The organism is Ruegeria sp. AH3, assembly GCF_056536265.1.
Genome location: NZ_JBQFJL010000003.1, coordinates 200,355 through 223,655, shown reverse-complemented (window position 1 = coordinate 223,655; position 23,301 = coordinate 200,355). Strand labels below are relative to the sequence as shown.

General features: G+C 53.8%; 17 protein-coding genes and 1 pseudogene. 11 read left to right on the top strand and 7 right to left on the bottom strand.

Annotated features, from left to right (window positions below; translation table 11 throughout):
- Positions 1-28: 28 nt before the first annotated feature.
- On the bottom strand, positions 29-1,609 hold the full coding sequence (locus tag ACR3EM_RS22450) for an ABC transporter substrate-binding protein (RefSeq protein WP_480472940.1): 1,581 nt from the start codon (positions 1,607-1,609) through the stop codon (positions 29-31).
- Positions 1,610-1,789: 180 nt separating this feature from the next.
- Between ACR3EM_RS22450 and ACR3EM_RS22445 the strand changes: the two genes are divergently transcribed.
- Complete coding sequence (locus ACR3EM_RS22445; RefSeq protein WP_480472938.1) at positions 1,790-2,701, top strand: LysR family transcriptional regulator; 912 nt, start codon at positions 1,790-1,792, stop codon at positions 2,699-2,701.
- On the opposite strand, the gene ACR3EM_RS22440 is transcribed toward ACR3EM_RS22445, so the two are convergent.
- On the bottom strand, positions 2,698-4,239 hold the full coding sequence (locus ACR3EM_RS22440) for a M81 family metallopeptidase (protein WP_480473302.1): 1,542 nt from the start codon (positions 4,237-4,239) through the stop codon (positions 2,698-2,700). The two genes, ACR3EM_RS22445 and ACR3EM_RS22440, sit on opposite strands and share 4 nt — an antisense overlap.
- A gap of 151 nt (positions 4,240-4,390) precedes the next feature.
- On the opposite strand from ACR3EM_RS22440, the gene ACR3EM_RS22435 reads away from it, so the two are divergent.
- The gene (locus tag ACR3EM_RS22435) at positions 4,391-4,891 is read left to right on the top strand and encodes an RES family NAD+ phosphorylase (protein ID WP_480473300.1); all 501 of its coding nucleotides are present in this window, start codon (positions 4,391-4,393) and stop codon (positions 4,889-4,891) included.
- A 217-nt stretch (positions 4,892-5,108) separates the two neighbouring features.
- Here ACR3EM_RS22435 and ACR3EM_RS22430 read toward each other — a convergent pair whose 3' ends face one another.
- Entirely contained in the window at positions 5,109-6,668 is a 1,560-nt protein-coding gene (locus ACR3EM_RS22430; protein ID WP_480473298.1) for an acetolactate synthase large subunit, read from the bottom strand.
- Positions 6,669-6,789: 121 nt separating this feature from the next.
- Positions 6,790-6,975 (bottom strand): annotated as a pseudogene (locus ACR3EM_RS22425) (hypothetical protein); the annotation flags it as partial.
- A 153-nt stretch (positions 6,976-7,128) separates the two neighbouring features.
- Here ACR3EM_RS22425 and ACR3EM_RS22420 point away from each other — a divergent pair.
- The 3 genes from ACR3EM_RS22420 (at position 7,129) to ACR3EM_RS22410 (ending at position 9,265) form a co-directional block, all read left to right on the top strand.
- Positions 7,129-7,746 (top strand): GNAT family N-acetyltransferase, encoded by a 618-nt coding sequence (locus tag ACR3EM_RS22420; RefSeq protein ID WP_480473296.1) that lies wholly within the window; start codon positions 7,129-7,131, stop codon positions 7,744-7,746.
- A gap of 72 nt (positions 7,747-7,818) precedes the next feature.
- Positions 7,819-8,112, top strand: coding sequence for a hypothetical protein (locus tag ACR3EM_RS22415; protein WP_480473294.1), 294 nt, complete (start codon positions 7,819-7,821; stop codon positions 8,110-8,112).
- A 226-nt stretch (positions 8,113-8,338) separates the two neighbouring features.
- On the top strand, positions 8,339-9,265 hold the full coding sequence (locus ACR3EM_RS22410) for a LysR substrate-binding domain-containing protein (protein ID WP_480473292.1): 927 nt from the start codon (positions 8,339-8,341) through the stop codon (positions 9,263-9,265).
- Between the two features lie 8 nt (positions 9,266-9,273).
- On the opposite strand, the gene ACR3EM_RS22405 is transcribed toward ACR3EM_RS22410, so the two are convergent.
- Positions 9,274-10,170 carry a LysR family transcriptional regulator gene (locus ACR3EM_RS22405; protein WP_170531565.1) on the bottom strand — a complete coding sequence of 299 codons (897 nt, stop codon included), beginning with the start codon at positions 10,168-10,170 and terminating at the stop codon, positions 9,274-9,276.
- A gap of 184 nt (positions 10,171-10,354) precedes the next feature.
- Here ACR3EM_RS22405 and ACR3EM_RS22400 point away from each other — a divergent pair, with 184 nt between their 5' ends.
- The 3 genes from ACR3EM_RS22400 (at position 10,355) to ACR3EM_RS22390 (ending at position 14,633) form a co-directional block, all read left to right on the top strand.
- Positions 10,355-11,752, top strand: a complete 1,398-nt coding sequence (locus tag ACR3EM_RS22400) for an aspartate ammonia-lyase (RefSeq protein WP_170531563.1) — start codon at positions 10,355-10,357, stop codon at positions 11,750-11,752.
- The gene (gene cuyB, locus ACR3EM_RS22395; protein ID WP_480473290.1) at positions 11,749-13,182 is read left to right on the top strand and encodes a cysteate racemase; all 1,434 of its coding nucleotides are present in this window, start codon (positions 11,749-11,751) and stop codon (positions 13,180-13,182) included. Before ACR3EM_RS22400 ends, cuyB begins: the two co-directional genes overlap by 4 nt.
- Positions 13,183-13,334: 152 nt before the next feature.
- Positions 13,335-14,633 (top strand): dicarboxylate/amino acid:cation symporter, encoded by a 1,299-nt coding sequence (locus ACR3EM_RS22390; RefSeq protein WP_170531559.1) that lies wholly within the window; start codon positions 13,335-13,337, stop codon positions 14,631-14,633.
- A 944-nt stretch (positions 14,634-15,577) separates the two neighbouring features.
- Here the strand turns inward: ACR3EM_RS22390 and ACR3EM_RS22385 are convergent.
- Complete coding sequence (locus ACR3EM_RS22385; protein WP_170511042.1) at positions 15,578-18,103, bottom strand: cation:proton antiporter; 2,526 nt, start codon at positions 18,101-18,103, stop codon at positions 15,578-15,580.
- Positions 18,104-18,408: 305 nt separating this feature from the next.
- Entirely contained in the window at positions 18,409-20,124 is a 1,716-nt protein-coding gene (locus ACR3EM_RS22380; RefSeq protein WP_480473288.1) for an adenylate/guanylate cyclase domain-containing protein, read from the bottom strand.
- Between the two features lie 360 nt (positions 20,125-20,484).
- Between ACR3EM_RS22380 and ACR3EM_RS22375 the strand changes: the two genes are divergently transcribed.
- The 3 genes from ACR3EM_RS22375 (at position 20,485) to ACR3EM_RS22365 (ending at position 23,252) form a co-directional block, all read left to right on the top strand.
- The gene (locus ACR3EM_RS22375) at positions 20,485-20,736 is read left to right on the top strand and encodes a ParB N-terminal domain-containing protein (protein ID WP_480473286.1); all 252 of its coding nucleotides are present in this window, start codon (positions 20,485-20,487) and stop codon (positions 20,734-20,736) included.
- A 292-nt stretch (positions 20,737-21,028) separates the two neighbouring features.
- Positions 21,029-21,346, top strand: coding sequence for a bactofilin family protein (locus tag ACR3EM_RS22370; protein ID WP_480473284.1), 318 nt, complete (start codon positions 21,029-21,031; stop codon positions 21,344-21,346).
- A gap of 466 nt (positions 21,347-21,812) precedes the next feature.
- Positions 21,813-23,252 carry an ATP-binding protein gene (locus ACR3EM_RS22365; RefSeq protein ID WP_480473282.1) on the top strand — a complete coding sequence of 480 codons (1,440 nt, stop codon included), beginning with the start codon at positions 21,813-21,815 and terminating at the stop codon, positions 23,250-23,252.
- Positions 23,253-23,301: the final 49 nt, after the last annotated feature.

The following is a 23,301-nucleotide window of genomic DNA, read 5'->3' as shown; positions in this document are numbered from 1 at the left end:
CTGCGAAGGCGGCCCGGATGCATTGCGATTACTCTTTCACGACGCCTGTCGCGAGAGTGTATTCGTCGGTCCGAGGGATGTAGCTCAGACCTTTTTTGGCCGCCCAGGTGTTGACCTGGAAGTGCGTCGGAATGATCGCCACGTTCTCGATCGCGCGCTCTGTCGCCGCGGCGAGCAGTTCCTGCCGCTTTGCGTCATCGACTGTTCGCAGGGCTTCTTCGATCAGTGCGTCGGTTTCAGCATCCGAGTGCCGGCCACGGTTCGATGATCCAAAGCCCGCATCCTTGTCATGGGTGTGGATCAGCGATTTGAGAGGCGAGGACGCTTCGCCGGACCCCGCGCCCCATCCGACGAGGATAAAGCTGAACTCCGGCAGACCCTCTGGGCTGCCTTTGGACGCGCGTCCAAAGTATACCGAACGCGGCATTGTTTCGACGGCTGTCTTGATGCCAACACGGGTCAACATTTGCGCAATTGCCTCGGCAATTTTGGCGTCGTTGATGTAACGGTCATTCGGCCCATGGATTGTCATTTCAAATCCATCGGGATAACCGGCTTCAGCCAGAAGCGCTTTAGCACCGTCCGGGTCATAAGCCACGACGTCCAGATTGTCGGACACGCCAAAGAACCCCTCGGGCAGAAGCTGGCCGGCGGGCAGGGCAACCCCCTCCATGACACGCTCAACGATTGCATCGCGGTTGATCGCCATGCTGATCGCCTTGCGGACGCGGACGTCCATGAGGGGGTTCTTGATATCGCCGCCACCGTTGGCCTTCACAAAGGGTGAATCCTCGCGGAATTGGTCCATGTGAAGATAGATCACTCGGTTGGACACGCCCTGGCTCAGCTGGATACCATCATTGCCCTGAAGTGTTGTGATATCGGTCGTTGGTACGCCCGATATCATGTCGACGTCACCGGCAAGAAGCGATGCAACACGGCTCGGACCGGACGTGATTGGGCGGAATTCCACCTCGGACCAGATCGGCGCGTCACCCCAGTAGTCGTCGTTCCGCACCAGTACGATGCTTTCACCCGGTGTGTAACTTTGGAACTTGAACGGCCCTGTGCCGATGGCGGCCGTACCCGCGTTGAAGTCTTCCGTCGTTGCTTCGCAGCCCACTTCTGAGATCACAGGGATCGTGGAAATGTCATTGCCCATCAACGGATAAGGTGCGGCCGTTTTGAAGTGCACCGTGTAGTCATCGATCTTGATGACTTCCTTACCCTTTAGATAGGTGCCGTATCCCGATGGAGAGTTCGGTACGTCCGGCGCGCGCGCCATGGTGCAGACTACATCGTCCGCCGTAAAGTCACTTCCGTCGTGAAACTTTACGCCCTCACGCAGCTTGAACTCCCAAGTCAATTCATCAATCGGCTCCCATGACACGGCAAGACCCGGCGATAGGCGCTGCTTCTCATCCTGCGCGATCAGCCGGTCAAAGATGTGCACGGACATCGCGTTGTTCGGACCCAGGTTGTGAAAATGCGGATCGAGTGACGTCGGCTCCGAAGCGAGGCCGATCGTTAGTTTTTCGGCCGAAACAGCACCGGCGCCGAAAGCCAAAATGCTGACAGCGACGGCTGTCGCAGATGTGAGTTTCCTCATCAAAAAGACTCCCTGTTTGTTTGGCGCTTGTAAATGGGCGAATCTTTGGCCGATCCCGCGCCCTATAAAAAAAACTAGCTACCGCAAAAATCATTGCCAATACTTATTGCTATGCGACTTTGCATAGACCAATCCAAGAGTTTGGATGTTCAGCCGCTCGTACCGGGGGAGTAATGTAGCATGACGGAACACAGACACAGACTGCGCGAGTTCGAGTCGCTAAGAGCCGTGATCACGACTGGGACAACCATCGGCGCCGCGCGGCGTCTCGGGATTTCGCAGTCTGCCGTGAGCCGGTCCTTGTCACAACTCGAGGCCCGTGTTGGGCGATCGCTCTTTCTCCGGCGATCGGGACGTATCGACCCAACAGACGAAGCCTTGCGTCTCAACGAAAAACTGGACCCAATTTTCGAGACGCTGGCGGACATTGAGGGCGCAGAATGGGCTACTCCGGATAACGAGCCGTTACGCCTGATCGTGCCGCCGACTCTGGCACATCACTTTGTCATCTCCAGGGTGGCCAGTTTTCTCAAGAAGAATGAAGGAAAGCAGCTTCAATTGGATATTCAGGCCACGGACGTGCTGGTCGCCGGCATTCTCGACCTCCGCTATGATCTTGGTTTGACGAGTGCGATGATCCAACGAACGGGTGTTCATCTCATGCCTTGGCGCCGCAGTCAGGTGGTCTGCGCCATGCCGAGCAACCATCCGCTATCGGAAAAACGAGTGGTGACGCCGCACGACCTTGAAGGCGTCGCGCTGATCGAGTTTCTGCGAAGGCTGGGGACGCGAGCGATCACCGAAAAGATCTTTGCGCGCGCTGGAATTCGGCCGAAACAAGTCGCAGAAACGGCAACGAACATGGCCGCACTGGAGCTCGTCCGCGAGGGTTTGGGCGTGACGCTGATCAATCCCTTCCCGTTGTTGTCGTCAGGGATGGAAGGTGTCGTCGTCAGGCCATTTGACGCCGCCATTTTTTATGACACGAGCTTTGTACTTCCATCAGGCAGGCCACCTTCTCAGCTTGCCCGCCAGTTCATGCGATTTGTCAAGTTGACGACGCCGCAGGACAAATACTCAGAGCCCGTCTAGCGCAGCATCTTAGCCGACCACGAGGTGTCGACGTCCATCGGAAAGTTCGGTCGTGGCAAATTCGCAAACGGCCAGCGGTCGTGAACTGGCGACGTAAGCCCGCCCGTGTCGACCTCAAATACCTGGTTTGGCCCAAACCAGTTGGAAAACCCGGCCCGAAAGTGGCCTCGGGATTTCACAACAACAGTCCGGGCAGACGCAATATCCAGCCCGAACATATGAAAGAACACGGGGTCGGCAGTCTGTGTGCGATCGGTGATCACCACCACGGTGATACCACCAATACGAAGCGCAGCGGATGGCCCTAGGGCCAATCTCCGACCAGCCGTCATGCCCAGTTCACCTACCACATCTCCATTATGGAGACCCAAGACCTCTGCATCCACCTCAAAAGGCACATCCCATTGCGCCCAGAAAGCGCTGGAATCGGAAGACCGGTTGAATCGTGCCCTGAATTTGCCGCCGACACCGATGCCATGGGCTTCGTTCGCAAGTTCCGGATCACAAAAGGAACCGAATAGGCATTCTTCGACTTTTGCCGCATGAAGAGCGGCTATCAGTTCCGTCGTCCTGCCACTGCCGCCGCCACCAGGATTGTCACCGGCATCGGAGAAAATCACAGGCGTGCGCGCTTGGTCAGCGGAAATTGAGATCGCTTCCGTCACGGATGTCAGTTTCCGAACGAAATCCTTCCTCAATGACCAGGCCATGTCTGCCAATTCTTCCGCCAGTGCATTGGCCGCCTTCTGGTCCTCACGCGCGGTGACAACGATGCTCAGACCGTTGTCGGGCGTGTCGGAGAAAAGAAAATTACCGAAGATCGATACGTTTAGAATCTCACCTCGACCTTCGGCTTGTCGTCGCTGACCATGGTCGATCAGCGCGCCATACGGGTGCTCGGCACTTAGCAGGGTCACGGATGCCGGAACAAGAGGCAGTTTAACATGCGCGGTTTGGGGCCGGACGCCCGACGCCAAAACCCGGTGCAGCGAAAAGGCGGCTTCCTCGCCACGTTCTATTTGATCGACGTGAGGATTGGTCCGATAGCCGACGATCAGGTCACAGGCATCGACCATCCGTTGTGAGATATTTGCATGCAAATCGAGTGTCGCGATGACAGGTACGTCCGGTCCGACAACTCTCCGAATGCGTGACATCAACAAACCGTCGGGGTCGTGGTCGTGCTCGGCAACCATCGCGCCGTGATTGCAGATGTAGACTGCGTCGACAGGGCCAGCTGAGCGAAGCATGTCTTCCGAAGTCACCATGATCTCTTCGATCACGGTTTTTCGTACTGGACCTGCGGGATGGCTGGCTGCCAAGATACAGGGTACCGGCGTCCAGTCGCCCGTAGCATCCATCGCCCGGACAAAGGCCGCAAATTCTATTGCCAGCTTTGGTGTCGCGGATCTGGCTTCAGACATCAAAGCATCGCTTGTAAGCCATGTCAGAGACTTAAAGTCTGACAAATCAGCCGGGGGTGCAAAGCGATTTGACTCGAGAATTGCGCCAAGGAGGGCGATCTTTGGAGCCGTCATGCGAGAGGCCTTTGGAAATGCAACACAGTGCGAGGAAACATGAGTAGGTGATTTCAATCAAGATATCATGCGTCTTCTCTGTTCTAGGAAAACCACTGCCGCCTTGCGTCTTTCCTATAACGCGACGCGCAAACGATCAGTGCCACCCGTTATGCTGACAGAAGTTTCCGGAGAATTCGTAAAGATTGTTTGGGCCGATGACCCAGACGTTCACCTCATGCGCGGCGCACCGGATCGCCCACCCGCCCGGTTCAATCGCCGGGGGCAGGACGCTTTGTATCTGAGCCCTGATGTCGAAAGCGCAAAAGTCGCTATTGGTCAGGACGTTAGGAAGGATGATCGCCCGCGGGTTGTGCTGACCTTCGAGGTGGAACGATGTGCGTTATTCGATCTGCGCAGCCCCGAAGCCGCGGATATCTATGCACTCGCCAGTCAGCCCTGGCGCAAACTCTTAGCTGCGGGCGGAGAGCCGTCTTCATGGCTCGCTGCTGATCGGCTCAGAACAGATCGGCATATCGGGTTGATTGACCCTTCGCGAAGGCGTCCGGGTCTTTGGCACATAACTTTATTTCGATGGAGCGAGCCAGGCGCACCTGGCGTGTTTCGGCGTAGTGAAGTGAAGCCGGTTTCCGTCCTGCCGGATTATCGGTGACGTTTAAGGTGCGACCAACTATCATTTCGCAATTATGGTCATCGCGAAAATTGGCTGTGTGGAGGACATTGTCATGAGTTCTCTTCTGGCACGCCAATGACATTTTTTTGCATGTTGTTTGAGCGCTCGTGACAGTCTGCTTTCAGTGCCAAAATGTAGCTTTGCTTTGGGTAACGAAAGGCGGCTTTGGGCCGCCCGTTTCAAAAAGAATTTGTGTTCAAGATGCTGGCGGGCACATGACTTCGATCAAGGAAGGGCCGTCACGTGATAGCCCCGCGGAAAGGGCTTTTGCAAAGCTATCGGTGTCTTCAATTCGTATTCCGGGAACCCCATGCCCTTTAGCGAGCGCAACCCAATCAAGCGTTGGGTTTTCCACATCAAACATTGCCTCCGCATTCTTGCCAAAACTCTCAACACCGACATTTGCCAGCTCATCTCGAAGGATTTGATAGCCGCGGTTTGCAAAAACAATCACCGTAACGTCCAGGCTTTCGCGTGCCATCGTCCACAAAGATTGCAACGTATACATGGCTGATCCATCGCCTGTTAGAGCAATTACTTTTCTATCTGGACATGCAATTGCTGCGCCGGTTGCGCACGGTAGGCAAAGCCCTATCGCACCACCGGTTCCCCCAAGCAAGTCATGTGGTCGCGCGGTTGCAGTCGGAGGAATGACGTGAAACCCGGACGTCACGGATTCATTGCAAACGATAGCATTCTCGGGAATGAGGGCCGCTAACGCTTGGCCGACTTTCGCTAGGGTGAGATCTCCGGTTGGGATTGGAGGCAGGTCGAGAGCGTATGTGTTCAGCTGTGTCTTGCTCGAAACACCAACCGCATCTGCCAGTGTTTGAAGAGTCCAGGCAATATCATCCGTCGGAGCACACAGGCTTGAAACCGTGCAACCGGCGGGCTCGGGTGTGCTCGGTTTGCCCGGGTATGCAAAGAAGGCAACGGGTTGGTCGGCGCCGATCAAAGTGATTGACGATGTCTGTTCAAGCTGAGCGATCTTGGGTGCAATTGGATACACAAGTTGATCCAATTTGGCAGCCCCGGCCCCCTTCGAAATTCGAGGGATTAGAGTATCCGCCAACAGGCGGCATCCGGTTTTGACGGAAATTTTTCCAGCCAGTACACGAAGTGGACCAAAAAGCGCGGAACCACCTATCATCAAAGCCGCGTTTGCAGTCTTCAGACGCATGGCTGCGGCCTCGATGCCTTCCAAGGACGGGCGATGAAGTGGTTGGGCCAGAATGCTATTCGTCGCAGGGCCAGTCGCTGCATCCCAAGCAGTATCGGCGGGAAGAACAAGAGTGGCGATCTGGCCGTTTTGAGATCGGGCGGCCTGGATGGCTGCGGCCCCGTCCGATGCGACGCTTGTGGCCTGATCAGAAACTCGTGTCCAATGGCTTATGGCCTGACTTACGCCAATAATGTCGCCTCTGAGTGGGCTTTCATAGCGCAGGTGATGTGTTGCGTGATCTCCCACCACATTCACGATCCCGGACCCTGATTTTCGGGCGTTGTGTAGATTGGCAAATGCGTTGCCTAGCCCCGGTGCAAGATGCAGCAGAGTGCCGGCGACGTCCCGTTTCATGCGGTAATAGCCATCAGCGGCGCCCGTCGTTCCACCTTCGAACAGGCACAGAACACAGTTCATCTCGGGATGTCTATCAAGAGCCGCAACAAAGTGCATTTCAGAAGTGCCTGGATTGGCGAAAACCGTATCCACACCATTGTGAAGAAAGGTTTTGACTAACGATTCTGCGCCATTCATTCGATCACCGCCAACTCTGATTTCAACGAACTTTATGGGAGAGACAATCTAAAAGTAACTGAAAAAGCTTTCGATGATGTGCAGGCCGTCAATCGTCATCGATGCCCTCGCCCGTAAGACATGCCATGTTGAACAACGCGAAATCGCGGTGGTTTTCGGCCAGTTCAAGTCGAACTCGGGTCGCCCAGACATGCTTGGGTTTTGGCGGCCGCTTCTGACCGACGATACGTCCTTTGTTCCAGGTTGGGCGAAGCGCGCGAACGGCAGGTATGTTTGGGTTTCCATGACTGATCCTCCGATCCGCCATGCCCTCCCACAACGACAACCCGACATTGACGAGAAACAATATTACAGGATGCTGCGTCGCCTCAGAGGCCTGCTGGGAGCTCGACGTAGCCATCCATCGTTGCTTGAGCAGGACAATAAATTGCGCATTTGACAACAAGTATTTGCGGCCCACATGCTGAAACGTGAAAATCGAGGTGTAACGACCAAAGGTAATTTCATGTTTAGATCATCAACCCGAAGTGAAGCAGAAAGTTTGTTAAGCGGACTTGCTCTTGGATTTTCTGCGGACCCGTTCATGCGTTGGCTGTATCCTGAACCTGCCGATTTCCTTACCCACTTCCCGCGAGTAATGGATTTCTTTGGCGGGCGTGCATTTGAACAGGGTAGCGCGTTTCGGAACGATGATTTCACTGCTGGCGCACTTTGGCTTCCGCCAAGCATTCACCCTGACGAAGAACGGCTTGTCGCCTGTTTTGAGCAGACGGTCTCACCAGAAAAGCATGATGCGTTGTTCGAAACCTTCGGGCAGATGGACAATTATCATCCCGATGAGGATTGCTGGCATTTAGCATTTATTGCGGTCGATCCAATTCGCCAAGGAAAAGGATTGGGGTCCGCGTTGCTTGAATGCTGCCTCAAACGTTGTGATGAAGATGGAAGACCTGCTTACTTAGAGTCGACAAACCCTACAAATCTATCGCTGTATAAGCGCTATGGTTTCCAAGAGATGGGTCTAATCAAAGCCGACCAAGCCCCACCCCTGTTTCCGATGTTTCGAGCCGCCCAATAGCGGTAGATCAAACGGCTGCATTGTCTGCAATCTGTGAGTTCGGCAGTTTCAGGATATTTATGTCCGTAGCGAATGGCCGGTCTGGTGAAGCCGCACTGCGGCACCAGTGACTGCGATGAATGTCTCTTATGGGCCGTCCTCGGTGGCAGTATGACATGGGGCAAGGGACTTGCCGCACCTGCTCCGATGTCGGCATCGAGCCCACAGCAGAAGCCTTTGAATTTCGCTGCCAGCGCTCGCAGCGAGAAAATTGCCGCAAGCGCGAGTGTGGCACTGCTGCAAGGCGACGGGAAACGCTGCCATTTAGCCGAAGTGTTCAAAATCTGCTGTGAGTGGGCGCACTGTGGTTTTTTCCAAAAAAGCTAATAGCTCGGTGCTGCAATACGGAGAGCACCGCTGCCGTTGGCGTGTGGCAAAGTGGAATTCTTAGCTCAATTGGTACCGGCCTTTGCGCAATACACGTCTTTGGTCAGGGTCCAAACGGAAGGACGCCAAAACGCATTCGGTGTTCTTCGCAACACGATTGCAATGTTTGCAACTCATCCTTCCCTTGCCAACGGTTACAATTACTTGTGATCTATGGAGCAGACCTATGGAAATTGATTGGCTGGAAGATTTTCTCGCCCTAGCCACGGCGGGTGTTTTCGCAAAGGCCGCCCATAGCCGCAGAGTCAGCCAATCTGCATTCACAAGACGTATCAAAAATCTGGAACACTGGGTTGGCGCTCCGCTTTTTGACCGCAGTGTTCACCCGGTCGTACTGACATCAGCAGGAGAGTCGTTTCGTTCGACGGCGTGTCAAACACTCAGCGCGTTGCAACAGGCTCGAGCAGAGCTGACTCAGCTTTCAGGCGTTGCCGGAGAAGTGCTGAAGTTTTCGGTTCTGCACACGATCTCTATATCATTTGTTCCTTCTTGGATCAGGAGAATATCCAAATCCATCGGCCCGGTCAGGACCAATTTCGTCGTGGATAATTTTTCAGATTGTGTTGAGACACTGACGGCTGGCAACGTTGACTTCATGCTAAGCTATGACCACCCCTCAATGGCGGTACTGACCGAAAATTCGTGGTACCCATCCATCACGGTCTCTGATGATTGTCTGGTTGCTGTCTCCCGCGCCGATACAGACGGCACAGCGCTATTTCACTTTGACCAGAAGGGTCGTCTACCCTTTTTGTCCTACCCCTCGGAGAGTTTTCTCGGTCGTCTAAGCCGAGACGTGATTGAACGGGCCGATTTGGCTGACAGGCTGGACACGCAAAGCGAAAACTCGGTTGCCGAGGCGCAAAAGGCGGCATGCCTTGAGGGGCTAGGCGTTGCCTGGCTTCCCGAGATGGCCATCAAACCCCAGCTTGACGATGGAACTCTTGTGCGGATCAGCCATCCCGATGCAGAGCATCAGATGCCGATCAAGCTCTTTCGTAACATGCAAACAAGCCGCCCTGCTGTCGAGCGCTTTTGGACATTGGCCAAAAACTCAAGTGTCGATTTTGAAATCGCAGAAGCAGCGCTATGAGATCGGAGCTACTGTTGCTTTTGGCTGAGCCTCCAGAACCGTTCCAGTTGCGGTCTGGATCGTTCGATTGAACGATAGAGTTTGACGTATATCTCAACTTCGAAACCTGGCTTGCTCACCTTCGTTAGTTTGCCTGCAGCCAGTTCGCGTTTCACAGATACTTCTGGGAGAAACGTAACGCCATGCCCTTCAAAACACGCCGATTTGAGCGCCTCAGCAACAGAGTTTTCATAGGTCGGGGACAGGGTATCCTGTAGGTTGCCACGCTTCAGGCAGACTTGTGATATGCGCCCTAGGAAAGTGTCGGGCGGATAAGACAGGTAAGGTACTTCGCCCGGTTCATCCAGGCTGAACACAGGTTCGTTTCTGGAATTCACAGCGCTGACAGCGATAATTTTATCCTTGGCAATTGTCGTTGAAGGGTATCGGGCTTCATCCGATATTGTCGGCACAGAAGGATGTGAATAGCACAGCATGAAGTCTGCGCTGCCATTGAGAATAGCCTCGGCGCAACCGGAAAAATTCTCGGCAACCAGCCGTGTTTTTACAGGGCCAAGGTAGTCTGTCATCTGGCCCAGCCAAGCCGGAAAGAATGAGATCGCCAGTGTATGCAGTGCCACAAAGTCCAGGGTATCGGCTTCGCGGCGCGACAGGCTGCGGATGTCGTCCTTTGTGAGGGTCAGTGCACTTACCGTATCAATTGCGGTCTGTCGGAACGCCTTGCCCGCAGCGGTGAGTTCTACCGGGTGAACGCTTCTGTCAAACAATGGGGTACCAGCCCAGTGCTCTAGGTTCTTGATGCGCCGGGTGAAGGCGGATTGACTGATGTTGCGGGCATCAGCCGCCCTTGCAAAGACACCGGCGGTCGCAAGGGCCAGAAAATCTTCAAGCCAATCAATCTCCATGTCAGGTTCTTTCTGGTGGCATCGTCATAAGACCATATGCTGTTGCAAGTTTTGCAATGATGATGCGCCAATAGCGTTGGCGCTGCAACAGTCGAAATCTTAGCTTGCGAAGCAACCCCAATCCACATCGGGGATGTGACCGCTCTTTTTCGGCCACATAAGATTTCAAGCGAAAGGCCGTTGGATGACCACAACTCGAACCGAAACGGACAGTCTGGGTGCAATCAGTATTCCACAGGCTGCTGCATGGGGGTGTCAGACCCAGCGCGCATTGGAGAACTTCCCGATCACGGGGGTTGCGATCAGTCATTATCCCGAACTGATCACAGGGCTGGCGGCGGTCAAAAAGGCCTGCGCGCTTGCCAACAAGCAGCTTGGAGAGCTTGCCCACCAAAAAGCTGATGCCATCGTCGCGGTTTGTGATGAAATCCTGGAGAGTCAGCATCACGAACACTTCGTTGTCGACGTTATGCAAGGAGGCGCAGGCACATCCACTAATATGAATGCCAACGAAGTTATTGCGAATCTTGCCCTACAGAAATTAGGGCTGCAATTTGGTGAATACCGCCACCTTCATCCAAACGATGATGTAAACCGCTCTCAGTCCACAAATGACGTCTACCCGACTGCGATCCGGTTGGCAGTTCTGGCCCGGATCAGCCCGCTCATTGAAGCGATGCACTCTCTGAGTAAATCTTTGATGGCAAAAGCTGAGGAGTTTGACCACATCATGAAGGTCGGACGGACCCAGCTGCAAGATGCTGTTCCAATGTCTCTAGGGGCCGAATTCCGGGGATTTGCGACAACAATAAACGAAGATGTGGATCGCTTAAGCGACTTGTCGCGCCTGCTGACCGAAGTAAACTTGGGCGGTACAGCGATTGGAACGCGTATTAACGCGCCAGTTAAATTTGGTGAAACAGCCGTCGCCCATCTGCGGGATATTTCGGGTGAGCCCCTGTCACTCGCCGCAGATCTTATTGAAGCGTCCTCTGACCTTGGAGCATTTGTCATGTTCTCAGGCACACTCAAGAGAGTCAGCATCAAACTGTCCAAGGTCTGCAACGACCTGCGCCTGATGTCGTCAGGCCCGCGTGCCGGAATTGGGGAGATTATTCTACCGGCGGTGCAGGCCGGGTCGTCGATCATGCCCGGAAAAGTGAACCCCGTGATCCCGGAAGTGGTAAATCAGGTCTGCTATCAGGCGATCGGGAACGATCTCACTGTTACAATGGCCGCTGAGGCAGGACAGTTTCAGCTGAACGCCATGGAGCCCGTCATCATCCACAAGGTTCTGGAAACGATGGGATCTTTAACGAGCGCAATGAACGTCCTTTCAGCCCGATGCGTGGATGGCATCGTTGCAGATGAAGAGCGTTGCCAGGCCCTGCTTGAAAACAGCCTTGTACATGTCACCGCACTGGCGCCGATCATTGGATATGAGGCGGCAACAAAACTTGCAAAACATGCTCAGGCGAACGGTCTGAGCCTGCAAGCAGCAGCTGAGCCAGTGCTGCCTAGCGAACAGGCTGCGATCGCGCTGTCGCATCTGAACTTTGGCGAAGCGAGTATTGTCGAATGAAACAAACCGGAACTCTACGCCTTGGTATCGTCGGTGGGCTTGGTGCGCTGTCGGGGGCTGATTTGCTTTATCGGATCGTGGAATCGACCCCGGTAAAATCGGAGGGTGACCATCGGGAGCTAATATTCGAACAGAAGCCAATGCGCGAGCCTGTTGCGCCAATGGAAAGCGCCTATAGCCCCACGCATCGGAAGCTGTATGTGTTTGATACTCTGGCAAAAATGGAGCGGGAGGGGTGTCACGCAGCTCTGCTGCCGTGCTTTATCACCCATTGCTTTTTGCAGGAACTGGAGGATGAGCTTGAAATCAAGCTGATCAGCATGACCGACGCCATCAAAGACGCCATTGATGGACTACCGTCTGCGCCATCAAGGATTGGAGTGCTGACAACGCCTTTCGTCCGAAAGAGCGGGCTATTCGAAGCGCTGTTTGGCGACCTCGTTTCGGTCATTTACCCGTCTACTGAACTGGAAATGAGTGTGATGAAGGCGATCTATGGTGTGGGCGGCTTCAAGTCAGGAAACAGGGGGCCTGAGATTATATCTCCGATCGATCAGGCCCTTAACGGTCTGTCAAAGCAAGGGGCGGAAGTTTTTGTTCCAGGCATGACGGAGTTGCCGCTGCTGTTGGATCAACTCACGATCCCTGAAGGAATGGCCGCTGTCGACACGGCTGCTGCGTATGCACGGCACGCATTGGACGCGACCAAGGTCGACCGGCACCACAAGTTCAAAGTGGGAATCGTTGGCGGCGTCGGGCCAGCTGCAACCGTAGATTTTATGGGTAAGCTTGTGGGGGCGACCGAAGCGTCGCGAGATCAGGATCACATCAAAGTTCTGGTCGAACAAAATCCGCAAATCCCTGATCGTACCGAGAACCTGGTCAGCAATGGCACAGATCCCACAGTGGCTCTCTATTCCACCTGCAAAAAGCTGGAACGGGGCGGCGCTGATATGATCGCCATCCCGTGCAACACTGCCCATGCTTATGTGGATCGCATTCAGCGTCACCTGGATATTCCGATTGTCAGCATTCTTTCCACCACAGCGGACTACATCACCGAACAATCGCCAGAAAGTCGACGTGTGGGCATCCTGGCAACAAACGGAACCATCCATAGCGGCCTGTATCAGCAAGCGCTCTCAAACGCTGGCCTGCAGTCGATTTTGCCGGACGAAACCCATCAGGCTTTGGTCATGGACTCCATCTATGGGCCGCAGGGGGTGAAAGCCGGATACACTGACGGGCTTTGTGTCGAGCAGATAGCGCAGGCATTCGGGCATCTGGTCGAAAATGGGGCAGAAGCAATCATTCTGGGATGCACAGAGCTTCCTTTGATTATCGATGCCAGTGACCCGAGATTGGCCGCATTACCAGTCGATCCGACAGATGTGCTCGCCCGCAAATGCGTGCAGTTAGCGAGTACGTAAATTCAAGTGCTTTTGACTGTTTAGAAACGGCGTTGCAAAACTTGCAACGCCGTTTCTCCATTTGGGGCGTAAGGCCGATCACTAGGCTGTTAAAGAATACATGATTGCTCGCAGTTCGACATACCGACTGCCCAGTGGAAAGGGAGGTAATCATGGAAACCGCAAATCAAAAAACAGGGTTTCTCGCGCCCTGGAGAAACCTGCTTCTGTGGAAGCAAATCGTTATCGCCCTTGTTCTTGGGGTCATCGTCGGTGTCATTTTGAACACAACCGGCAACGAACAATTTGCAACAACGATCAAGTACATCGGGACATTGTTCCTTTCGCTGATCAAAATGCTGATCGTACCGCTGATCTTTGTATCGCTGGTTTGCGGTATGACCTCGGTCAGCGACATGGCGCGTATGGGCCGGATCGGCCTTAAATCGGTCGTCTTCTATCTCTGCACAACTGCGTTCGCGATTGCCATCGGGCTTCTTCTTGGGACACTTTTCCAGCCTGGTGTAGGCATCGACTTAGGCGCCGCCGCTGCGATGGAAGCAAAAACTGCACCACCATTCATTGATCAGCTTATCGCGATCGTGCCCAAAAACCCAATTGCGGCAGCGGCTGACGGTAAAGTGCTGCAGATCATTTTCTTCGCCATCATGTTCGGCCTGTCTATCAACCTTGTTGGGGACGCGGGAAAACCGATCCGGGATTTCTTTGAAGCCCTGAATTCGGTCATCCTCAAACTGACGGAAATCGTCATATCGTTCGCACCCTACGGTGTTTTCGCCCTGATGGCTTGGGTTGCAGGCACTTACGGTCTGGATCTTCTTCTTCCGTTGGGTACGATCATTGCGGCACTTTACATTGGCTGCATCCTACACGCATTGTTCGTCTATGGTGGTCTGGTTACATTCCTTGGCCGTCTGAACCCGGTGCGGTTCTTCCAGGGCATCGTTGAACCTCAGATCGTGGCCTTTACCAGCACGTCTTCCTCGGGAACGCTGCCGGTCACCATGACAGCTGTACAGAAAAATCTGGGTGTAAATCGTTCCGTAGCCAGCTTCACGCTTCCTCTTGGTGCGACCATCAACATGGACGGCACGGCGATGTATCAAGGTGTTGCTGCACTCTTTGTCGCGCAGGCGTTCGGCGTTGACTTGGGCATGTCCGAATACATCACCATCATCCTGACATCGACGCTTGCCTCGATCGGAACCGCCGGCGTTCCCGGCGCTGGTCTTGTCATGCTGTCGCTGGTTCTGACATCGGTTGGGCTGCCGCTGGAAGGCGTTGCAATCGTTGCGGGTATCGACCGTATTCTCGACATGGCGCGGACATCGCTCAACGTCACGGGGGACGCGGCGTGCACCGTTCTGATCGCCAAGTCCGAAGATCAATTGGACCTCGAAGCATACAATACGCCGCATGTTTTGGCGGCACCTGATCTTTCTAAAGCATAGATCGTAAATCTCCCCGACTTCAGTCACCCCGATAGGGGTGGCTGCTTTTCGTTTTTGATTAGCCGTTTAATAACATTTTCGATTTCAAAAGCTTGGATTGAAAAAGTATGACTAGTCTACCTAGTCAGACAAACCACACCCAGGGATGGCTGGATCAGCGATGCACGCTGCGTTGCAATAATAGCGTGCCGCAGCCGCGTGAAATTTCTGCGTCGACAATCGCCATATAAGCGAAAGGCGGCTCCGTTGCTTGTCTAGGTTGTTTGACGTGGCAGCAGCGAAAACGGTTGAAAATTGGGTATCGCAATTACGCTGAATGACCGGTTTGATGACTTCGGCTTCAACGCAGCGATGAGCGCGCTGCACTTGCGAATGGATGTCGCGTCAGCGAACATCTGAAAGGACAACCGCGGCAATGTCCCGCCTGTGAGTTGTCGAATAGGCCAGCGGCGAAAGCATGGTCCCGGATCGCGCCAAGAGCAAGCCGGTTAATGACCGGTTTGACGACCCACCGCTGCGCAGCGGCAATCATACTGCCGCATGTGCGAACAATCGCTGCGTCAGCAAAAACCGCGTGTGCACAAGTCCGGTTTGTCCGCATCCTGTGGTTCGCAGACGTCGAGATTTTGCATTTGCAGCGAATGGCAGGTTCCACGGGCCGCGCCGCAGCAGGTCGACCAGTTGGTGAATGTCCGGAATGGGCCGGACCTGTCACAGATCGCTTACCCGTCCTTCTTACAAAGTCGCACTTCGTGGCTGGTGCTATTAAATATGGAGCTAGGAAACTGGGGCGATTGTCCGGGATGTTGAGAGTAGTGACGGTTTTTCGAGTGAACAAGCTTCTGATAGGAGAAGACCATCGACAAAACAGAACCCGACTGGTGCCCATGAGACAACACCGTTGTTTCCGCGGCTCCTTTCCAATTGATGATCTTTCAAGACAATTAACCCTGTTCAGAAAGCCCTGCACGCTGATCCAAGTCCAGCACCGCAGGGTCTATCATGCGGTTTTTTGCGCTCATTCTGACAGAATTCCGCATGGCTTCACTTCGGCGAAGCAATCGACGGAAACGCGCCTCGTCGAGCAAAAGTAGTGTCGAGGGCGCCAACGCCCGCACGTTAACGCGACGGGGCCGTTTCAACAGCATGGCCAATTGCCCGAACATTTCGCCACGACCTAACCGCGTAGTGTGTCTGCCTAACTCCACTTCGACTGCGCCAGAAGCGATGAAGAACACACTCCGGGCGAGTTCATCTTTGGAGATGATGGTTTCACCTGCATTGGCATAACGGGTACGCAGTGCTCTGCTGAGTTTTCTCAGTGATGCTTTGTCGAGATCAGAGAATAGCGGAAACTGCCTGACCAGATCCCGTCCTTTGAGGGCGATGTCCAGTACCGGACGCCCTTCAGTTAAGGCACGGCGTGCCGCCATTTCCTGCATCAACACCGAATAGAGTTCTTCACCCACCAGGCCGTCTTCGCGCATGACCGTGTATTCACGCTCTTCCAGTCGCAGCGCAGTTCGTCGGATGAACCGCCGCTCCAGTTTTTCGGCATAGCCTGGATATTGTAGCCGCAAACCATCAAGCGCGGTCTCAACCGCCTCGGATCGACGTGCCAACAGATCATCGAGCAATTCCGCAACCCGGCGGCCGTGAATCCGTCGTATGCGGCCACGGACAAACCCGTCGAGATCCCGCAGGATCAGGCGTTGCATGAGCAGTCTTTCAAACCGATCCGTTGTGATACGCGTGAGTGGAAACGAGATTCGAAGCCGGTTGTGCAGAAACACAGCGATCCGGAAAGACTTGCCGTAAACGACGGACCGATTTGACGCGCGTTGATAGCCGATCCGGCCTCCGGTCCGTGCCCCTTCAATGAGTCTATCCGCGTCGGACAGAACTTTTTCACTCAGAACCGACGACATGGTGCGCTCTCGCATTCGGGCCAACACGGAATCTCGCTCCGCACCGGCCAGTGCAATCAGGCCAAGCGTGATCCGGTCACGATCAAGGATCTGAGCGCTGTCTTCGGCGGCCTTTACAGCTTCATCGAGGCGTTCGCTGAACTGTTTGGCTTCGGTTCTGACGATATCGTGAGTCAGGTTGTAGTTTTCTGCGGTGCGGGACACGTCCTCGCGCACTGATTGCAAGGCGACCGCGACCACCTGGCGTGATAGTGCCGTATCAAGCGGAGAGAGCTTGTCGAGCCCCAGCTTTGTGATCACCGAGCGCAAGGTTGTGCCCTGAATAATCAGCGTAAACAGTGTAAAGCCTGTGGCCAGGATGCCAACCAGACGCTTGGTCTCGAGCGGGATATGCGTGCTTTCGGTGACTGCCAGCGCCAGCGCCAGAGTCACGGCACCCCGCAGCCCACCCCACAGCATCGCGGTGCGATAGGGGCGTTCCACAGCCGGCGACAGACCGATTGTCGTAAGCAATGGCAACAACCCGAACAGAACCGCCGCCCGCGCGAGTGTTGCAGCAAGAACCACCACAGCCAACAGGCCAAAGTCAGACGGTCGCACGCCTTCCAACAATCTCGGTATCAGCAATGCTGCAAGAATAAAGATCAGCGCCCCGGCCCAATGCGCCAGAAGGTCCCATACTTCTTGCAGATTTGCCCAAGCGACCGGTGACACTCGACCGGGGCCGGTCAGATTGAGAGTAAGCCCTGCCGCCACAACAGCGATGACACCCGAAGCACCGATGCTTTGTTCAGCAACGATATAGGAGAGATACGGCAGCGCAACGGAAACTGAAATTTGCGCCATTTCCCAGCGGTCTACGAAAGCCATCAGCCAAACCGTCATGCGCGCCATGAGCCAACCGGTGAGTACTCCGCCTAAGATCAACAGAGGAAATTGCCCCAAGGCTTCACTTAGTAAGGGATCGGGTCTTCCGAGCATGACAAAGCTCATGAATAGCCCGAAAAGAGCAATCGCTGCGGCATCGTTGAGAAGGCTTTCGCCCTCGATAATTCGTGACAGCCTGCGTGGTGCGGAGATGGATCGAAAAATGCTGACAACCGCCGAGGGATCAGTTGTCGACACAATAGCACCGATCAACAGGCAGGCGGCCAGCGGCAACGTACTTACCCAACTGAGCGCGTAGCCAATAGAAAGTGTAGCCACAATCACTGCCACAACGGCCATCATCAGGATGGGCATCCAGTCGTCCAGCATCCTGCGTAGGTTCATGCCGAGTGTGGCCTGAAAGAGCAACGTTGGCAGGAAAACATAAAGGAATGCGTTGGACCGGATCGGCAGATCAATGATCGCTTGCGCCCCAGGATTCAGCGCATCCGTCAGGTCAGTGTTGAGAAAAAAGGTCGCGCCAAGCCCGATCACCACCCCCAGGACGGCGAGAATAACGCTGAAAGGCAAGCGCAATCGAGCAGCCAGTGGCTCCGCCACGCCGATTACAACAAAAAGCGAAGTGATGATGGTCGTAATTACGACTATGTCCATCAATACCTATTACCTGAGAACTCGAACTAAGGGAATCCAACCTTCAAACCGGATCGACCCTGTGGGATCAATGTGTGAACTTACACTCGTCAATAATGTGCAGTTGCAGCGAATGTCAGGAATGACGGGCCGCAGTGCGACACCAGCGCGGTGAGTGAACGGCAGGATTGGGCCGTTCGGCATGTCATGGTAACCGGGGCAGGGGCTTATGCTGCCACTGCTCCAAGGTCAGTACTGAGCCCAAAGCGGACACAGTGGGTATCAGTTTCCAAGAAAAATTTAGATGCCATAAATCAGCGTTACACTTATTCGGGCAGGCCGGCCAAACGCAGAGACGCGCAGTCTTTCTCCAATTGTTCTATATCAGAGAAAAGCTGAGTTTTCGCCCAATCCGATATGGAAAACTGAGGACGGTATTTCATTACATTCTGTGCTTCATCGCGAGCGGCCTCAAGGTTATCCGTTTCCACATGTACGATAACGAGGTCTAGGTGACCAAAGCCTTCAACCCTTTGACCATATTCGGCGAATGCCTCCTTGGCTTCCTCGTATCGACTATCGAGCCGAAGTGCCAAACCCAAAACGCCAGCGTACCAGCCCGGATAATGAGGGTTGAGAGTAATGGCTTGCCGCGCCACACGGATAGCTTCTTTTGCCTGTCCATTGAATGCCAATGTAATCGACAACCTTGCAGCCACATCAGCGTGGTTTGGATTTAGCTCCAGCGCTTCATTGAACTTCTCGATAGCCGACACCAGCTTGCCATCAATTGCATCCGCGAAACCTGCAATTGCGTGAGCTTCCGGGTTATAGCTGTCTATTTCCAGAGCAAACCGAGCGCAGTCACGTGCCTCTGCCAGCGCAGCACTTCGGTCTACTACAAAGCCGTGCCTTGCTTCGACAGTGCAAATGAACCCCAAAGTACAATGTGGCGCAGAGTAGTTAGGATCGAGGGAAATTGCCTGTTGCGCAAACCGGCGAGCGTCGGCCTGTGCTTCTTTTGTTATCCTGCGCGAAGCTTCGACGGCTTGCAATTGAGCAGTCCAGGCATCAAGATTTTTTGTCCCCGAACCTCTGAAACGGGCCATCTCACCAGCCAAGAGCTCGACTTGAAGCTCGGTCGCTATCCTGAGGGCAATTTCATCCTGAACTTCGAATACGTCTTCTATGAGGCGATCATACCGGTCCGCCCAAATGTGCATTCCAGACGTCGCATCGATTAGCTGCGCAGTAATCCGCACGCGACTACCGCTTTGGCGTACACTTCCCTCGAGAACAAGATCGACGCCCTGTTCCAGTCCGACCTGTTTCACGTCCACAGAGCGCCCTTTGTAGACGAATGTAGAGTTGCGCGCGACGACCAGTAAATTCGGGAGTTTTGATAAAGTGGTGATGATCTCTTCGGTAATGCCATCTGCAAAAAACTCCTGATCGGGGTCAGAAGAAAGGTTATCAAAAGGTAAGACGCCGATTAGCAGAGACTTTGTATGGCTAGCCGGAGTTACTCGCGGTGGGGCAGAACCTGGCGGCGACCATTGGAAAACTTCTATCGGTGACGGCGCGTTCTTAAACTGTCGCTCTCCGGCGCGATAAAATTGCTCAGCGAGACGCTCGTCAAGGCTGCGATGGACGACATCTGAAATTAACACAGCCCCTTCACTGGATGCCTCTTGTAACCGTGCGGATAGATTTATGCCGTCGCCGAAAATGTCATCTTCCTCGAATACGACATCTCCAAGATGAACGCCTACTCGTAGTTTCAGTGAGGACTGAGTTGACACTTGGCTTTGAAGATCGAGGGCGCATCGCACCGCGTCAGACACCGAGTTAAACTCGACTATCCATCCATCACCCATCCTTTTAACGACATTACCGCGATGATCGCTAACCAAGGGGTCAAATAACTCTCGACGTAAAACACGAAGTTCGCTGAGAGTTCTGTTTTCATCTGCCTTCATCTGGCCTGAGTAGTTTACTACATCGGCCGAGAGCACTGCGGAAAGTCTGCGGTCTCCGTTCATGTCTATTCGTAACGCATAATACGTTACGTGGGAAAGAGATCGTATATCTGGAACCTTCACACGAACTTCGACCGGCTGCTTTGTCCGCTATCTGTGAATTCGCATGGCGAACGATCTTGCGAGCGCGGCGAAAGGCCGGTTTGGTGAAGCCGCATAGCGGCAGCGGTACTTACGATGAATGTCTCCTTCGGCCGTTCACCAAGATGCCCTCGATTTGGCTAATTGCTCGGTAATTTACGAATTCATGGCCGCTTATACACAGGCTGCTATCTAGCGGCTCCATGAGGCAAATTCAGAAATTGGTGGATATCGTGGCCGAAATGCTTGCTTACATGCTGCCCTCTCGCGCAAGTTGAGATCATGCCTATAAAAGAAAAATTTGCCATTGCCGACGTTCGCATTCCGGTCAAACGGAGAAAAACTCTGGATCCCGCCAAAGTCGAACGCATCGCGTACGATATAATGGAAAACGGCCAAACCACGCCCATACGCCTGCGCGCCGACAAAGGCGGCGGTTACATTCTTGTCGAAGGATATCACCGGCTTGAGGCTTTGCGCGCTATTGGTGAAGATGAAGTCGAAGGATTTCTGGTTCACGCTCAGCTCCACTGAAAGTATCCAAATTGCAGGTTTCATTCTGAAAACCTAACCAATTGATACGCTGAGCGCGAAAGCCCGTTCTGAGGAAGCCGCACGCAGCGTAAGACCAATTGATGAATGGCAGAATTGGCCGATCGGTAAAGATCGCATGTGTCGCGACGTCCGTTCCGAAACCTTCGACTTTTAGATGGGACTCGCCAATCAAATGAACACTTGAGCACCACGACGATAGTTAGGATTGGAAGGTGTTCAAGGAGCGACTTTCCTTCTAAGGTCGCCAACATCTCATCCAGAGGGTTTCAATGTGGCGAACTCAATAGTCGAAGAAGATCTGACAATTGAAGGCAATCTCAACGCAAGTGAGGGAGGCGTCGAAATCAAAGGCCAGGTGGTCGGGGACATCAGCGCTGATACAATCACTGTTCAGGTTGGTGGGTCGGTTGACGGTGCATTGTCGGCCAAGAAGATCGTTATTGAAGGCAAGCATCAAGGTCGTCTGAAATGCGACGATCTGAAGATTGCATCGAGCGCACAGATTCAGGCTGATGTATCGGCCAAGACGATGGCAACCGAAAGCGGCGCCAGGGTTGTGGGCAAGGTCAATATCACGGGCGGGCAGTAGGGCATGCCTGAGGGCAAGATTGTATGACCGCTGGGCAACCTGATTTGATTGGCTAGCTGGTTCATTTTCGGTAGTCTGACAGACCGAGCTCGTCCCACATCCAGCTGAAATCATAATCTGCAACAGGAGACCCGAACCCTGACAGTACACTTACCGGTCTTGGGCTCGCTTATGACGTTCTGCATCATTGGCAAATCCTGAGCCTGTCGGCTCAAGACGCCATGAGAATTCGCCGGACTGCTGTTCTATCTTGAAAGCATCCAACGCTAGAGTAGATGTCGATGCGAAACCAAACGCTGACCTATAATGTGGTACGTCTACTTTATAAGGAGAAGACGCGTTTCTAAGCAAAATGAGCCAGCTATTTGCATTCTCTGAGTCGTTGTTGATACGAGAAAAATATATATTAATCAGTACTATATACAGCCTCGTTGACTTAGTATCAATGGATTGATATTAGCGCGACATGCTTGAAATTGCAAAACCAGACGTTCTCAAAAGCCTCCGCCGGGACAACCCGTGGTGGGACGCTACTTACAAGGTTTCTCAAAGCCCGACGGAGAAGAAACGCGCCTATTTCGGCCCCTTCTCCGCGCTCGCCCTGGATTGGTCCGTGCGCCGCTCGACCATCCTGATGGGGCCACGTAGGGTTGGCAAGACAGTGATGCTGCGCCAGCTGATTGAGCAGGCGACCATCGAAGGCTTTGATGGTCAAAATATCCTGTTTGTTTCCATTGATACGCCGCTTTACAGCGGTATGCCGCTATCTCGTCTGATCGAACTGTTCGAAGAGGAAACCGACCACAAGGAGCAAGATCGGCGGATCGTTGTTTTTGATGAGATTCAGTACCTGAAGGATTGGGAAATTCACCTAAAGGTGCTCACCGATCAATATCCGAACACTAGATTCATCGCGTCCGGATCTGCAGCGGCAGCGTTGCGGTTAAAAAGCGAGGAGTCGGGCGCTGGACGTTTTACAGATTTTTTTCTCCCTCCACTGACTTTCGCGGAATTCTTGGCGTTTAGGGAATTAGAAGACGATCTGGTCAATGCGGCTCCGCTGGGGTCGACCCTGCGGTTTTCCACGCCGAACATTGTGCGGTTGAACGAGGAATTCATCCACTACCTAAACTTTGGGGGCTACCCAGAGGCAGTTCTGAACGAAACAATTCAGGCCGATGTGCAGCGCTTCCTTGGGCGTGATATCATCGATAAAGTTCTTCTGCGCGATCTGCCCAGCCTATATGGCATTCAGGATATTCAGGAGTTGAACCGGCTTTTCACGACCTTGGCCTATCATACTGGTCAGGAAGTTAGTCTCGATGGTTTGGCGCAAAGCTCGGGCGTCGCCAAGAACACGATCACAAAATACCTCGACTACCTTGAGGCCGCCTTTTTGATCGTGCGTGTCCGTCGCGTCGACGACACCGGCAAAACCTTCCAACGGATGCGCAATTTCAAGGTCTACCTTACGAACCCATCAATGCGCTCGGCCTTATTTGCACAAATCTCAGACGGAGACGATGCCATGGGCGCGATGGCTGAAACGGCGATTTTCTCGCAGTGGTTCCATTCAGACCTTATGAGGAACCTGCACTATGCGCGCTGGAAAAAGGGCAGGGCAGACTTGGAAGTCGACCTTGTTCGCGTAGACCCGGCGCGCCTCAAACCCACATGGGCATATGAAATCAAATGGTCCGATAGGTTTGCAACAGATCAACCAGGTGAGCTGCGTGGGCTTATCGAATTTGCCAAACGCAACTTTGATACCAGCATCCCTGCTGGCGCGACAACGAAGACGATCACAGCTGAAAGCGAGATCGACGGAGTGTTGATCAGGCACTTTCCATGCTCTCTGCACTGCTATCAGGTTGGTAAGAATGTTGCCGAGGGCCGCGCGCCCTAATGGCGCAGCTGGAAACGCAGTTTTTTAAAGTCCATGGAAGTGTTCCGTC